This window comes from Ruegeria sp. AU67, assembly GCF_900312795.1.
In the GTDB taxonomy this organism is placed as follows: domain Bacteria; phylum Pseudomonadota; class Alphaproteobacteria; order Rhodobacterales; family Rhodobacteraceae; genus Ruegeria; species Ruegeria atlantica.
Window position 1 is genome coordinate 46,217 of the sequence record NZ_OMPH01000018.1, and the last position, 13,237, is coordinate 59,453.

At 55.8% G+C, this 13,237-nt stretch carries 14 protein-coding genes; 9 read left to right on the forward strand and 5 right to left on the reverse strand.

Going from position 1 to position 13,237, the window contains the following annotated elements:
• Positions 1-100: 100 nt before the first annotated feature.
• From DK510_RS07180 to DK510_RS07215, 8 genes are all read left to right on the forward strand, one after another.
• Positions 101-889: an ABC transporter ATP-binding protein gene (locus DK510_RS07180; protein ID WP_109311515.1), complete on the forward strand. Its 789-nt coding sequence runs from the start codon at positions 101-103 to the stop codon at positions 887-889.
• On the forward strand, positions 886-1,728 hold the full coding sequence (locus tag DK510_RS07185) for an ABC transporter ATP-binding protein (RefSeq protein WP_109311516.1): 843 nt from the start codon (positions 886-888) through the stop codon (positions 1,726-1,728). Before DK510_RS07180 ends, DK510_RS07185 begins: the two co-directional genes overlap by 4 nt.
• A gap of 1 nt (position 1,729) precedes the next feature.
• Entirely contained in the window at positions 1,730-2,098 is a 369-nt protein-coding gene (locus tag DK510_RS07190; protein WP_109311517.1) for a hypothetical protein, read from the forward strand.
• Positions 2,099-2,422: 324 nt separating this feature from the next.
• The gene (locus DK510_RS07195) at positions 2,423-2,746 is read left to right on the forward strand and encodes a hypothetical protein (RefSeq protein ID WP_058271611.1); all 324 of its coding nucleotides are present in this window, start codon (positions 2,423-2,425) and stop codon (positions 2,744-2,746) included.
• Between the two features lie 221 nt (positions 2,747-2,967).
• Entirely contained in the window at positions 2,968-3,321 is a 354-nt protein-coding gene (locus DK510_RS07200; protein WP_109311518.1) for a hypothetical protein, read from the forward strand.
• A 116-nt stretch (positions 3,322-3,437) separates the two neighbouring features.
• The gene (locus tag DK510_RS07205) at positions 3,438-4,448 is read left to right on the forward strand and encodes a branched-chain amino acid ABC transporter permease (RefSeq protein WP_109311519.1); all 1,011 of its coding nucleotides are present in this window, start codon (positions 3,438-3,440) and stop codon (positions 4,446-4,448) included.
• A complete protein-coding gene (locus DK510_RS07210) occupies positions 4,445-5,758 on the forward strand; it encodes a branched-chain amino acid ABC transporter permease (RefSeq protein ID WP_109311520.1) in 1,314 nt (437 codons plus the stop codon). Before DK510_RS07205 ends, DK510_RS07210 begins: the two co-directional genes overlap by 4 nt.
• A 187-nt stretch (positions 5,759-5,945) precedes the next feature.
• Entirely contained in the window at positions 5,946-6,197 is a 252-nt protein-coding gene (locus DK510_RS07215; RefSeq protein ID WP_109311521.1) for a hypothetical protein, read from the forward strand.
• Positions 6,198-6,239: 42 nt separating this feature from the next.
• Here the strand turns inward: DK510_RS07215 and DK510_RS07220 are convergent, their stop codons facing one another.
• On the reverse strand, positions 6,240-7,781 hold the full coding sequence (locus DK510_RS07220; protein WP_109311522.1) for a helicase HerA-like domain-containing protein: 1,542 nt from the start codon (positions 7,779-7,781) through the stop codon (positions 6,240-6,242).
• Between the two features lie 433 nt (positions 7,782-8,214).
• Here DK510_RS07220 and DK510_RS07225 point away from each other — a divergent pair, with 433 nt between their 5' ends.
• Complete coding sequence (locus DK510_RS07225) at positions 8,215-8,823, forward strand: invasion associated locus B family protein (RefSeq protein ID WP_109311523.1); 609 nt, start codon at positions 8,215-8,217, stop codon at positions 8,821-8,823.
• Between the two features lie 63 nt (positions 8,824-8,886).
• On the opposite strand, the gene DK510_RS07230 is transcribed toward DK510_RS07225, so the two are convergent.
• Genes DK510_RS07230 through DK510_RS07245 form a run of 4 tightly spaced genes read right to left on the reverse strand, consistent with a single transcriptional unit; the run spans position 8,887 to position 13,127 of the window.
• Complete coding sequence (locus tag DK510_RS07230) at positions 8,887-10,095, reverse strand: beta-ketoacyl synthase (protein ID WP_109311524.1); 1,209 nt, start codon at positions 10,093-10,095, stop codon at positions 8,887-8,889.
• Positions 10,096-10,104: 9 nt separating this feature from the next.
• Positions 10,105-10,362, reverse strand: coding sequence for an acyl carrier protein (locus tag DK510_RS07235; RefSeq protein WP_109311525.1), 258 nt, complete (start codon positions 10,360-10,362; stop codon positions 10,105-10,107).
• A gap of 32 nt (positions 10,363-10,394) precedes the next feature.
• Positions 10,395-11,486: a UDP-3-O-(3-hydroxymyristoyl)glucosamine N-acyltransferase gene (gene lpxD, locus DK510_RS07240; RefSeq protein WP_109311526.1), complete on the reverse strand. Its 1,092-nt coding sequence runs from the start codon at positions 11,484-11,486 to the stop codon at positions 10,395-10,397.
• A gap of 36 nt (positions 11,487-11,522) precedes the next feature.
• Entirely contained in the window at positions 11,523-13,127 is a 1,605-nt protein-coding gene (locus tag DK510_RS07245) for a murein L,D-transpeptidase (protein ID WP_109311527.1), read from the reverse strand.
• Positions 13,128-13,237 lie beyond the last annotated feature (110 nt).

Genomic DNA, 13,237 nt, shown 5'->3' on the forward strand with positions numbered 1-13,237 from the left:
CCCGGGCCTTGTGTCCGGGCTGTTTCAATGAAAAAAGGCCGCACCTCACCTTTTGGGGTCGAGGAAGCAGAAACACCGACAAGGGTGGCTAGGGGAAAAGATGATCGTCGTCGAGGACGTGCACAAGCATTTCGGCGGGTTTCACGCGGTGGATGGGGCGTCGCTGGAAATCCAAAAAGGTTCGATCACAGGCCTGATCGGGCCAAACGGGGCGGGAAAGACCACCCTTTTCAACGTGATCGCGGGCGTTCTGCCTCCGACAAGCGGCAGAGTGTTCATGGACGGCGAAGAGATCACCGGCCTGCCTCCGCATGACTTGTTTCACAAGGGTTTACTGCGCACCTTCCAGATCGCGCACGAATTCTCTTCGATGTCCTGCCGCGAAAACCTGATGATGGTGCCCGGCGCGCAATCTGGTGAATCGCTGTGGAACACCTGGTTTGGTCGCAAGCGCATCGCCGACGAAGAACGTGCCCTAAAGGCTAAAGCGGATGAGGTTCTGGAGTTTCTGACCATTGAGCACCTGGCCGACCACAAGGCGGGTCAGGTCTCGGGCGGGCAAAAGAAGCTGCTGGAACTCGGCCGCACTATGATGGTCGACGCCAAGATCGTTTTTCTGGACGAGGTCGGCGCGGGTGTGAACCGCACCCTTCTCATGACCATCGCCGACACAATTCTGCGCCTGAACAAGGAACGCGGCTATACTTTCGTCGTCATCGAGCACGACATGGATTTCATCGGTAAGATCTGTGACCCGGTCATCTGTATGGCCGAGGGCAAGGTTCTGGCTGAGGGTACACTGGACGAGATCAAGGCCAATGAGCACGTGATCGAAGCCTATCTGGGGACCGGCCTCAAGAACAAAGACAAGCTGGAGGCCCAAACATGACCGCGGGTGCAGGCGATAATCCCTATCAGGACGATCACGGCAACAAAGACGCCTCGATCACCAATACTCGCGGCGTTGGCACCATGACGCCCGCGCATGCGAAAAGCGGTCCCGTTTCCAAGGTTGAAGGCGGTCCCTTTCTGATCGGCGACACCATGACCGGCGGTTACGGCAAAGGGCCGGACATCCTGCACGACTGTACTATCGCGGTCGACAAGGGTGAGATCGCAGTCATCGTTGGACCCAACGGTGCCGGAAAGTCGACCGCCATGAAGGCCGTGTTTGGGATGCTGGAGGTGCGTGCGGGCTCTGTCCGGCTGGATGGGGAGGATATCACCAACCTCACCCCGCAGGATCGCGTAATCCGCGGTATGGGTTTTGTGCCGCAAACCTCCAACATCTTCACGTCAATGACAGTCGAAGAAAACCTTGAGATGGGTGCCTTCATTCGCCGGGACGATATCAGCCAGACGATGGAGCAGGTTTATGACCTCTTCCCCATCCTGCGTGACAAACGCAACCAGCCGGCTGGAGAGCTTTCGGGCGGCCAACGCCAGCAGGTTGCCGTCGGCCGCGCGCTGATGACCCAGCCTAAGGTGCTGATGCTGGACGAACCAACCGCAGGTGTATCGCCCATCGTGATGGACGAGCTGTTCGACCGGATCATCGAGGTTTCCCGCACTGGTTTGCCAATCCTGATGGTGGAGCAGAATGCTCGTCAGGCCCTGGAGATTGCCGACAAGGGTTACGTTCTGGTTCAAGGTCGAAATGCTTATACCGGTACAGGCAAGGAACTGTTGGCCGATCCTGAGGTGCGAAAGAGTTTCTTGGGGGGGTGAGTTGAAGGCCGTGGCGACGCTCGCGTTTACCGCAATTGGCAGTACAGCGCTTTCATCTCCCTGCGCCTTGCAAGAAACCTGCGCGTATGTGGAGGACTGCGAGGGCGCTGAACTCACGCTCGAACTTTTGGGTACTCCACCAGAGCTTGTTCAAAGCAACTTTGGTGACTTTTCTGTGGGGCAGATCGCAAGGGCGGGCGAAATCACTTCGAAAATCCGTTTATCAAATGGACAAGAATGGACCGCCACCACGGAAAACGACGTGCTGACCGCATCTCGGACACAGGAAGACAAACACATAAACATGCATGTGACGAAAACCTCAGACAGCGAAATGGCCGTGACACTGTTCACGGTGCCAATGCGCTAAGTCGATTATGCGAAAATCGGCAAGGCAAGACGCGCATTCTCCGGAAAATGTGAGCAGGAGTTTTATGGGAATTCCTCAGCGCCTTTGTCGCGCTCTCCAACGTCATCCTTGTTCCCAAAATTTTTTCAAATCAATTGATTTGAATATCCGAAGTTTCCTGTAATCCCCCTACCATCCCAAGATTTCCACGCGTCGGCTACAATCCGGTCACATTGTGAGTTTAGCGCCGGGCTTTGTGAAGGAAACGGTTTCCCGGCCACCCAATGTTAGTTCCGTGAAATCAAGCGAACCTTCTGAATGAAAAACTCTATTCAGGACCCATAAATGAAAAAATGGATGTGTGTGGCCGTCGCCACCTTGTGCGCAACCGCCGCAACGGCGGAAGAGCGCCACTTTGTCTGCGTCTCAGACCGCGACGGCAGCGAAGTGCGCCTCAACAGGGCACCGGAGGGAGACAAGGGCAACATCGAGACTGCGAACATTTCCGGCGATGCCATGGTGCTAAAAGGCGTTGGCAACATGACGTTTGTCTATATCGAAGGCGAAGATGTTATGACCTTTGTCGTCCACTATGACGACATGTCTTATGATCTTTCAGTCAAAGGCCCGCATGCCGGTACCGATCACGGGACATGTAAAGAAGTCTAAGTGCTCTCTCAGAGAGCCCCGAAACAAATCGGGGCTATCGAGGTTAATATCTCAATAAATATCAAGAGGATGTGAGCACATGCTCACTCCTCTTTTTTTCGAATGATATTGTCTAGGTCAGATGAGGGCGTCGCGGATCTCCGTTCGCTCTTCATTCTCAACCACCCGCATTCCAGCAGAAACCCCAATCTGGAAGGCGGAGCAAACCACCAAGGGACACCATGAAAAATCTGACTGCACTCACACTCGCCCTTCTCACCCCCTCATTTGGTTTGGCTGCTGGTTCCGGACCGCTGGACGGCGCTGATTTTGTCGTGACCTGCGTTTCCGACACCGATGGTGGCAGCGTTACGCTGGCCCGTTCGGGTGCCACCGACACTGGCTTCATCGTAACGGACACAATTCGAGGTGAGGCCAAAATTCTATCGGGTGTTAACTCGCTGACGTTTCTCCACATCATGGACAAAGACGTGGTCACTTTTGTCGTCGATTTCGACGACCTAAAATATGACATGTCCATCAAGGGGCAGCACACTGCAAACGACCGTGGCATTTGCGATGACCCCGTAAGCTGACAAAGCGATAACTCTCTCACATTCCGGCCCTTTCAGCCCAAAAAAGGGAGCGCAAATTGTTGTGTCTGACATAAGCGTCGTGCCATAAAGCCGCACCCGGACAGTGAGAAGAATTGATGGACTTACTAAACGCGCTTGTTGCGCTTTCGAACTTTGTGATCGTGCCTGCGGTTGCTTACGGCAGCCAGTTGGCTCTGGGGGCGCTGGGGGTCACGCTTATCTACGGCATCCTGCGGTTTTCGAATTTTGCCCATGGCGACACGATGGCCTTTGGCGCGATGATTGCCGTGCTGGCCACCTGGGGCCTGCAAGCCGCCGGAGTGAGTTTTGGCCCACTACCCACCGCGCTGCTGGCCCTGCCCTTTGCGATCCTGGGCTGTATCGTACTTGTTCTGATAACCGATCGGTTGGTCTATCGGTTCTATCGGGAGCAAAAGGCCAAACCGGTGATCCTTGTGATCGTCTCGATGGGCGTCATGTTCATCATGAACGGGCTTGTTCGCTTTGTCATCGGACCGGATGACCAAAGGTTTTCAGACGGCGCGCGATTTATCATATCCGCCCGTGACTTTAAAGCGATGACCGGATTACGTGAAGGGCTTGCGATCAAGACCTCTCAGGGCATCACTCTGGTAGTTGCCGTTATCGCGGTGGCGATGCTGTTCTGGTTTCTCAACAAGACCCGCACGGGCAAATCGATGCGGGCCTATTCCGACAACGAGGATCTGGCACTGCTCTCGGGTATCAACCCCGAGCGCGTTGTGATGATCACCTGGATTATCGTGGCAGCATTGGCGACCACCGCTGGTGTTCTTTATGGGTTGGATAAAAGCTTTAAGCCGTTTGTCTATTTCCAACTTCTGCTGCCGATCTTCGCCTCGGCCATTGTCGGCGGTCTTGGCAACCCGCTGGGCGCCATCGCGGGCGGGTTCATTATCGCGTTTTCCGAGGTCACCGTAACTTATGCGTGGAAAAAGGTGCTGACTTACGTCGCGCCAGAAAGCCTGGCGCCTTCGGGACTAGTGCAATTCCTATCCACCGATTACAAATTCGCCGTCAGCTTTGCCATCTTGCTGATCGTGCTTCTGTTCAAGCCTACCGGCCTGTTTAAAGGGAAAGCGGTATGACCGAGTCTGTCAAAAACACGCTGCTTTTTGTTGTCGTTGGCGGCTTGATCCTGCTGACCGGTTTCACACAAAGCTGGAACTCCGCGATCCTGATCCTGAACATGGGGTTGATCTCAGCCATCATGGCGATTGGGGTGAACCTGCAGTGGGGATTTGCTGGCCTCTTTAATGTCGGTGTCATGGGTTTTGTGGCGCTGGGTGGTCTGGCTGTTGTGTTGGTATCGACCGCTCCAACACCCGGTGCGTGGTCTTCGGGCGGGTACGGCATCGTTCTTTCCTTGCTTTTGGGGGCTGCGACCGTTGTGGCGGCGGTGCTGGTGGCGACCCGGATGCCGAAGGGCCGTGCCCAAACCTTGACGATTGTCGCCATTCTTATTGTAGGCTTCTTTGTTTACCGCGCGGTATTCGATCCCAGCGTGGCTGGTGTTGAAGCAATCGATCCGGCAGTTGCCGGCAACCTCGGCGGTTTGAACCTGCCGGTCCTTGTGGCCTGGCCTGCGGGTGGTCTGTTGGCTGCTGGTGCGGCGTGGCTGATCGGAAAAACGGCGCTGGGTCTCCGCTCGGACTACCTGGCAATTGCAACGCTTGGCATTGCCGAGATCATCATTGCGATCATGAAGAACGAAGACTGGCTGGCCCGGGGCGTCAAGAATGTCTACGGCATCCCGCGCCCTGCCCCCGTGGTAGGCTACGAGGTCGAACTGCAGAACGATCCCGGCTTTGTCGCGCGCGCCGATTGGTTCGGGTTGGACCCCGTCATCGCATCGACGCTTTCGGTCAAACTGGGCTATTCGCTGCTGTTCATGATCGTTCTGCTTGCTTTGCTGTGGATGGCCCAAATGGCGTTGAAAAGCCCGTGGGGCCGCATGATGCGCGCCATCCGCGACAATGAGGTCGCGGCAGAGGCTATGGGCAAAGATGTCACCCGCCGCCACCTGCAGATATTCGTGCTCGGCTCGGCCATCTGTGGCATCGCCGGTGCGATGATGACAACTCTGGACGGGCAACTTACGCCGGGCACATACAATCCGCTGCGGTTTACGTTCCTTGTCTGGGTGATGGTCATTGTGGGCGGTTCAGGCAACAATTTCGGTGCTGTTCTGGGCGCATTCCTGATCTGGTTCCTGTGGGTTCAGGTCGAACCAATGGGGTTGTGGTTCATGAGCCTGATCACATCCAGCATGCCGGATGGCAGCGCGCTCAAATCTCATTTGATCGACAGCGCCGCGCATATGCGTCTTTTCACCATGGGCCTTATCCTGTTGATTGTTCTCAGATTCAGCCCTAGGGGTTTGATTCCGGAAAAGTAAGCTCACAATCCATCAATTCTTGAAACCGCACCAACTGACTGGTGCGGTTTCTTGATTTAATACGGTATACGGATTAGACGAATCCCAGTACCGCCTTGATCCAGCCGTCTTTTTGGCCAGTATTTACGCTAAATTGATGCTTGTCCCGCGATCATTCGGGAAACATACGAGTATAAGAAGAGTGCACATGAATACTTCCTTCACTAAAATTGCCCTAATCGTCCCGCTGTTCGTAACGCTGGCTGGATGTATCCCGTCGCCGGAAGAATTGGAAACGGCCCCGGTAAAGGTGCAGACACCTAAGGGTGAAGTTACCTGCCAACTATATCGTCCAGACCGTGTGATATGGGATCGGGCGACCAACTTCCCTGCCACCAAAATGTCGGTCTCCGAAGCGGACGCCTATTGTAAACAAGAAGGCCAGCGCCGTCTGAAGTAACAGAACGCGCGCCGGGTAGAAGGTTTCTGCCCGGCACAACCCTTATCTGGCTTTGAACAAACCGCCCAGAATGCCGCGAACAATGCGGCGTCCGGTTGTTCCTTTCAGTTCCTTGATCACGGCCTCGCTCATCGCGGTTGCGAACGTGTCTTTCTTGCGCATCACGCGAGAGGATGACCGCCCGACCCGGCTGCCGGAATAGCGTCTTGCTGTCGCAAATTCACGCTCGGCCGTGGATTGGGTTTCCAACTGTTCCTCGGCCTCTGCCGCCGCTTGCGCTGCTGCATCTGCGCGGGACTGAAGGATTTCAAAAGCCGATTTCCGGTCCTTCAACTGCCCGTATTTCACGTTCATCGCTGAGGCATCCATCAGCGCTTTCCGCTCGGCCTTGGTGATTGGCCCCAGTTGCGTTCCGGGCGGGCGGATCAGAGTGCGTTCGACGATCCCTGGCACGCCTTTTTTCTGAAGCATTGAGGTCACGGCTTCACCGACACCAACCTCACGGATCGCCTCCTCGGTATCGAAGGCCGGGTTTTCCCGATAGGTTTCTGCCGCAAGCCGCAGGTTTTTTCGATCCCGCGCCGTGAATGCGCGCAAGGCATGCTGTACCCGGTTGCCAAGTTGTCCCAGAATGTCTTCCGGAACGTCCGCCGGATTCTGCGAAATGAAATAAACGCCCACACCCTTGGAGCGAATGAGGCGGGCGACCTGTTCGACCTTGTCCACCAGAACCTTGGGCGCATCATCGAAAAGCAAATGCGCCTCGTCGAAGAAGAACACCAGTTTGGGTTTGTCCGGGTCGCCAACTTCGGGCAGTTCTTCGAACAGCTCGCTTAGCAGCCACAGCAGGAATGTTGCGTATAGACGCGGTGACCCCATCAGCTTGTCGGCGGCAAGTATGTTCACAACGCCCTGACCGTTTTCATCGACGCGCATCAGATCGGCTAGTTCCAGCGCGGGTTCCCCGAACAATTTGGTCCCGCCCTGGTTTTCCAGAACCAGCAGGCGACGTTGAATAGCCCCGATCGAAGCGGTTGAAACATTGCCATAGCGCAAAGACAACTGAGCCCTATTCTCCCCAATCCAGACCAGCAAGGACTGAAGGTCTTTGAGGTCTAATAGCGGTAAGCCCTCTTCGTCTGCCACCCGGAACGCGATGTTCAGAATGCCCTCTTGTGCTTCGCTAAGATCCATCAGGCGCGACAGCAGCAGAGGTCCCATCTCGGTTACTGTTGTACGAACGGGATGTCCCTGTTGCCCGAACAGATCCCAGAACGTAACCGGGCACGCGCCATACGCATAGTCGGCAAAGCCGATCCGCTGGGCGCGATCCTGAAACGCTTGGTGAAGCTTGTGGCTTTCGCTCCCCGCCTTGGCCAGACCGGACAGGTCCCCTTTGACGTCAGACAGGAATACCGGAACACCGGCCTGGGAAAACCCCTCGGCCAGAATTTGCAGTGTCACCGTTTTACCTGTTCCCGTCGCCCCCGCGATCATGCCGTGGCGGTTGGCATATTTCAGCGTCAGCGACTGCGGCTGGCCGTAGTCGTTGCCACCGCCGCCCAAGAATATGTTTTGGTCCATGAATGTAAGGCCTTATTTCCACCGATCTGCGGCCAGCATACAAAGTTAACCTTTAACTGCGAAAGTCTAATTGCTGCCCACGTCGCTAAGGTAACGGGGCGGCATATTTCCTCCCTGTCGACTGACCGCGCCTTCGGGCGCGGTTTTTTTTCACAAATCATGGCCGTTACATTAAAATTTTAGGTTTTCAGTTGACCGATGCCCCTGCCTTTCGTAACGTCTGCGCATAAATAAGTCGGCCAGTCCGACGGGGAGAAAATTTTTAGAAGGGAGCCGCTCCACCGGCTCCCTTTGTTCTTTTTGCCGTCGCGCTAGATTTCCGATAACCCGGCGAAAAACCGTTCACATGTTGAAATGACCCACCTTAGCCCCTGACAGTGTGGGACAAGGGTGATAGACGAGTGAAAAAGTCCAACATAAGACCGAGGCAATCATGATCAAGAACACCCTTTCAGTCAGCCTGGTGACCGCTTCTTTGTGGTGCGGAGTCGCATACGCTCAGGAAACGACGCAGGAAACCGAACAGCAACCCCAGACCTCGCAAACTCAGATCGGCAACGATCTGGACCTGGGTGAAACCGGTCCGCGTAACGGCGAACAATACGTCAAGGAAGAAAAAGGCGACTGGGCGATCCTGTGCATCAAGACCGATGCCGACGAAGACCCCTGCGCGATGCGTCAGATCCTGACCGGCGAGCAAGGTCAACCGATAGCGGAAATCACTCTGGAAAAACTGCCCGAAGGCGTGGCCGCGGTTGCCGGAGCAACTGTGGTTGTCCCGCTGGAAACGATGCTACAGGCGCAGCTGGCGCTTTCGATCGATGGTGCTCCGGGCAAGCGCTATGACTACCACCACTGTAACCCCGTTGGCTGTGTCGCGCAGATGGGCTTTACCGAGGGCGACGTGGAGGCAATGAAGGTCGGAACCAAAGCGACCTTGTCGCTTGTGTCAGTTCTCGCACCAAACCAACTGCTGCAACTTGAAGTATCGCTGTCAGGCTTTACAGCAGGTTTTGAAGGCTTGAAAGTTCTGCAGAACTGAGGTTTCGCTAAGCTAAGACCGCCGCCGGGTTTTACCGGCGGCGTCTTTGTTTGAAATCAGCATTTATATGCGTTTTAAGGCAATTACCGCATTCAGCCCGCCAAATGCAAAGGCGTTACTCAGTGCTACGTCCACTTTCGCCTCGCGGGCTTCGTTTGGCACGACATCCAGCGCGCATTCGGGGTCCGGCTCTTCATAGCCGATGGTCGGAGCGATCACGCCATCCCGCAGTGCCATGATACAGGCCAGCAGTTCGACCGCGCCGGTGCCACCGATAAGGTGGCCGTGCATCGACTTGGTCGAAGATATCATCAGTTCGTCCGCATGAGGACCAAAGACACCGGCCACGGCAGCGCATTCCGTCTTATCATTGGCCGCGGTGCCGGTTCCATGCGCGTTGATATATCCAACACTGTCCGCGCTTAACCCTGCATCCACAAGCGCGCCCGACATGGCACGCGCAGCGCCCTGTTTGCTGGGCATGACAATGTCCGACGCATCTGACGACATCGCAAAACCCACGACCTCACACAGGATATCAGCCCCACGGGCGCGGGCGTGCTCGTATTCTTCGAACACGAAGACACCTGCGCCTTCGCCTTGCACCATGCCATTGCGATTCGCGCTGAACGGGCGGCAGGCGTCCTTGGACATGACACGCAGCCCTTCCCAGGCTTTGACACCACCAAAACACAACATCGACTCTGACCCACCGGTCAGCATCGCCGGAGCAGCACCGCTGCGTACCATCTGGAACGCCAGCGCCATTGCGTGGTTGGACGAGGCACAGGCTGTCGACACCGTAAAACTTGGCCCTTTGAGATTATGCTCCATCGAAACGTGACTGGCCGCCGCGTTGTTCATCAGTTTTGGTACGACAAACGGGTGCACCCGGTTTTTGCCGTCCTCATAAACGGAACGGTAATTGTCATCCCAGGTGGAAACGCCGCCGCCAGCGGTTCCCAACACAACGCCGGAGCGGGCCGCGAGGTCGCCGTGGAATTCGATCCCGGATTGATCAATCGCTTCTTTGGCCGCTGTCAGAGTGAATTGTGTGAACCGGTCATACAGGGTCATTTGCTGGCGGTTAAACCGCCCCTCGGCCTCGAACCCGCGGACCTGACCACCAATCTGAATGGCCAGTCTTTCAACATCGCGAAATTCAAGCGCAGAGATACCGCAGCGCCCTTCGCGCATAGCCTCTAACGTATCAGGCACCGAATGGCCCAGTGAATTGATTGTACCGGCCCCGGTGATAACGACGCGTTTCATAGGATTATGTCAGACCTTTTCCGACACCAGCTTTTGGATGCCAGTGATGATGGCCGCGACGTTCGAGATGTCAAAGGCGCTGGCGCTCGGCTCGTTTGCGTTGAATGGAATCGAGATATCGAACTCTTCCTCGATGGCAAAAATGCTCTCGACCAGTCCAAGGCTGTCGATACCCAGATCTTCGAGCGTGCTTTCGGGTGTCACGTCCGACGGCTCCAGCACGGCCTGCTCTGCAATGATTGCGATGACGCGGTCGCTGATGCTCATGTCGATCCTCTAATTATCATGTTGTGGTTGATTTAATCGCTCGGAGGCTGTTTGGAAACAGCCTTTTTAAGCGCCTCAACGTCACGTGCCAATCTCGGTAGTCGGCGCTGTGCTTTGTAAATGTCTGTATGCGTTTCCATTTTGACGGCCGGATAGCCCATAACCACACGCCCTTTGGGAACGTTGGACAGGATTTTTGAGCCCCCGCCCGCAATCACACCGTCGCCGACAAAGATATTGTCGGACACTCCGGTCTGCCCGCCCAAAACAACGTTGTTTCCAATTTCAACTGATCCGGAAACACCGGATTGCCCGCATAACAGGCAATCCTGCCCAACACGTGTGTTGTGCCCGATATGAACCTGATTATCGAGCTTGGAACCATCGCCGATGCGTGTGTTCCTGATGGTTCCATTGTCAATGGTGCAATTCGCACCGACTTCGACATCATCGCCAATCTCGACGGCACCCAAAGAATGAATACGGAGCCAGCTCTGCGCCCGGGCTTCACCCTGATCGCCCATGGATTTACGGGCGTTTTCCACGCCTGATACCTCGGGCGTAACAAAGCTAAAACCGTCACTGCCGATCCTTGCGCCGGGTTGCGCAATGAAACGGTCACCGATCTGAGCCCCTGCTCCGATACTCACCATCTCGCGCAGAAACGCGTCGTCGCCCAGAACAGCATCCAAACCGATCACGCAATGTGGACCGATGACCGCATTTTTACCGATGCGCGCTCCGGCACCAACAACTGCCAATGGACCGATCGAGGCGCCGTCGCCGATCTCCGCTGTCGGGTCGATTACGGCCGAGGTGTGAATGCCCGGCTCAACCCCCTGCCCGCGATCCAGCATTGCCGTGATACCTGCCATCGCCATGCGTGGACGCGGAACAAAAATCGCGGCCTCCAGCCCCAGAGCTTGCCAATCCGCACCTTCCCACAAAACGGCGGCGCGGGCGGCACCCGTGCTAAGCGCGTCCGCGTATTTCGGCGACATCGCCATTGCCAGGTCAGACGGCCCGGCATCGACCGGTTCTGCGGCACGCTCTATGACAAGGCCAAGATCACCCTGACAGTCCGCGCCCAAGGCTTCGGCGATTTGCTGAATAGTGTACTGCATGACGGGCTTCTCGAATTAAGGACCTGCCCCCGGTGATTACCCCTGAACGTCCGGCAGGGCCACCCCTGCTTTCTGCAGAGCGTCCCAGATTTTCCGGTCCCGGTCATATACATCGCGGCGATACTGAACCTCACCTTTCGGACCGATATAGGCGGTGCGATAGATCAGATGAACCGGAACATGCTGTTCCAGCGGCACTGTCGTTTCCTTGCCAGACGCCAAAATCCGGTGGAAAAACGCCTGTGGGTCCTCTTCCTGCTTGGCCAAAAGCGCATAGGCGAACTCAAAAGGTTGCGCCAAACGGATACACCCGTGCGAGAACGCTCGCGCCTCACGTGCAAACAGAGATTTCTGTGGCGTATCATGCAGATAGATGTTGTACTTATTGGGGAACATGAACTTTACCAGCCCCAGCGCGTTGCTTTTGCTGGGGGGCTGACGCATGGCAAACGGGAAGTTTCTGGTGTTAAACTGGGTGAAATCAACCGCGCCCCGATTAACCAGACGACCGCTGCGATCCGTGATTTGGATGTGGCCTACGGCGTTTGGATTTGACTGCAGTTTTGGAAGATATTCCTTGGTGATGATCGAGCGCGGTACATACCAACTGGGGTTGATGACCATATGCTCCATCTCGTCCGAAAACTCCGGGCTGCGACGGTCATGCACGTTCTTGCCAATCACTGCGCGGGTTTCAAAGGTAACCCGGCCATCGTCCACGATCTTGGCCGAAAAGTCAGCCTGGTTGACCAGAATGTGCCGCTCACCCCGTTCCCGCGGCAACCAGCGTTCGCGTTCCAGTGCAACATACACGGCCTTCAAACGCTCGGAAGCCGTGCGGTTAAGTTCGGTGATCGTGCCCTCTCCGGCGACACCATCTGTGGCCAGACCATGCGCTTGCTGGAAGTCTTTGACAGCAACAAGCATTGCCTCATCAAATTCGGGACTTGCGGTCGGGCTTAGATACCCCATTGTGATCAGACGGTTACGCAGCTTAACTACATTAGGTCCGGTATCGCCATACTCCAACTTACCCACGGGCACACCGGCACCCCAACCGCCTTGGTTGACCAAAGCTTCCAGCGCGATTTTCTGTTTCATCAATGCGCGGTACTGGGTGGACTGCGGCGCGAGTTGATCGAAATACGCGTCACCCTCCGCAGCAAGCAAGCCCTGCAAATGGTCATTGACTGACCGACGCGACACCTTGCGGACCAGCCCATCGTCGATCTGCGCAGGACTCAATGCGCCCGAAAACAGATCACTTGCGTAGCTGACAAACGCCTTGCTCAGTTCGATTTCAACAGCACCCAAGTCCCGCAGCGATCTTGCGTCCTGCATCTTTGAAACAATCGACTGAACGTCATAAGCCCCTTCTGGCAAACCATGCAAGTTCGTAGTCGACAAAGCCTTGATCAACCGCGCCCTACGCGCCTCGTGCTCGGGCGTGTCTCCGACCCAGATTGGCGCAAACGCGTTGGTACGATAGAACTCTGCCAGACCCGAACCTGCAGGCGCAAACTCGGCAACTGCCATTTGAAATGCCGTTCCGGTTGCCGACTGGGCACTTGCCACAGAGGCTGACGCCGTAATGCAAGCGGCGAAGATAAGACTTTTAGGCAACTGATAAAGTGCTCGCATGGGATGACCTTGATTATTCAATACTTTGCGCGTTCTGAGGCGCGTTCCGAACGAATATGGTTTTCAGCTGGACGTTTTGTCCATTCACAAATACATCAATCCAAAGCATC

Bases quoted from the DNA above. Each gene is read 5' to 3' on its own strand.
- DK510_RS07180 (WP_109311515.1), top strand. From the start codon at position 101: ATGATCGTCGTCGAGGACGTGCACAAGCATTTCGGCGGGTTTCACGCG.
- DK510_RS07185 (WP_109311516.1), top strand. From the start codon at position 886: ATGACCGCGGGTGCAGGCGATAATCCCTATCAGGACGATCACGGCAAC.
- DK510_RS07195 (WP_058271611.1), top strand. From the start codon at position 2,423: ATGAAAAAATGGATGTGTGTGGCCGTCGCCACCTTGTGCGCAACCGCC.
- DK510_RS07200 (WP_109311518.1), top strand. From the start codon at position 2,968: ATGAAAAATCTGACTGCACTCACACTCGCCCTTCTCACCCCCTCATTT.
- DK510_RS07205 (WP_109311519.1), top strand. From the start codon at position 3,438: ATGGACTTACTAAACGCGCTTGTTGCGCTTTCGAACTTTGTGATCGTG.
- DK510_RS07210 (WP_109311520.1), top strand. From the start codon at position 4,445: ATGACCGAGTCTGTCAAAAACACGCTGCTTTTTGTTGTCGTTGGCGGC.
- DK510_RS07215 (WP_109311521.1), top strand. From the start codon at position 5,946: ATGAATACTTCCTTCACTAAAATTGCCCTAATCGTCCCGCTGTTCGTA.
- DK510_RS07220 (WP_109311522.1), bottom strand. From the start codon at position 7,781: ATGGACCAAAACATATTCTTGGGCGGCGGTGGCAACGACTACGGCCAG.
- DK510_RS07225 (WP_109311523.1), top strand. From the start codon at position 8,215: ATGATCAAGAACACCCTTTCAGTCAGCCTGGTGACCGCTTCTTTGTGG.
- DK510_RS07230 (WP_109311524.1), bottom strand. From the start codon at position 10,095: ATGAAACGCGTCGTTATCACCGGGGCCGGTACAATCAATTCACTGGGC.
- DK510_RS07235 (WP_109311525.1), bottom strand. From the start codon at position 10,362: ATGAGCATCAGCGACCGCGTCATCGCAATCATTGCAGAGCAGGCCGTG.
- lpxD (WP_109311526.1), bottom strand. From the start codon at position 11,486: ATGCAGTACACTATTCAGCAAATCGCCGAAGCCTTGGGCGCGGACTGT.
- DK510_RS07245 (WP_109311527.1), bottom strand. From the start codon at position 13,127: ATGCGAGCACTTTATCAGTTGCCTAAAAGTCTTATCTTCGCCGCTTGC.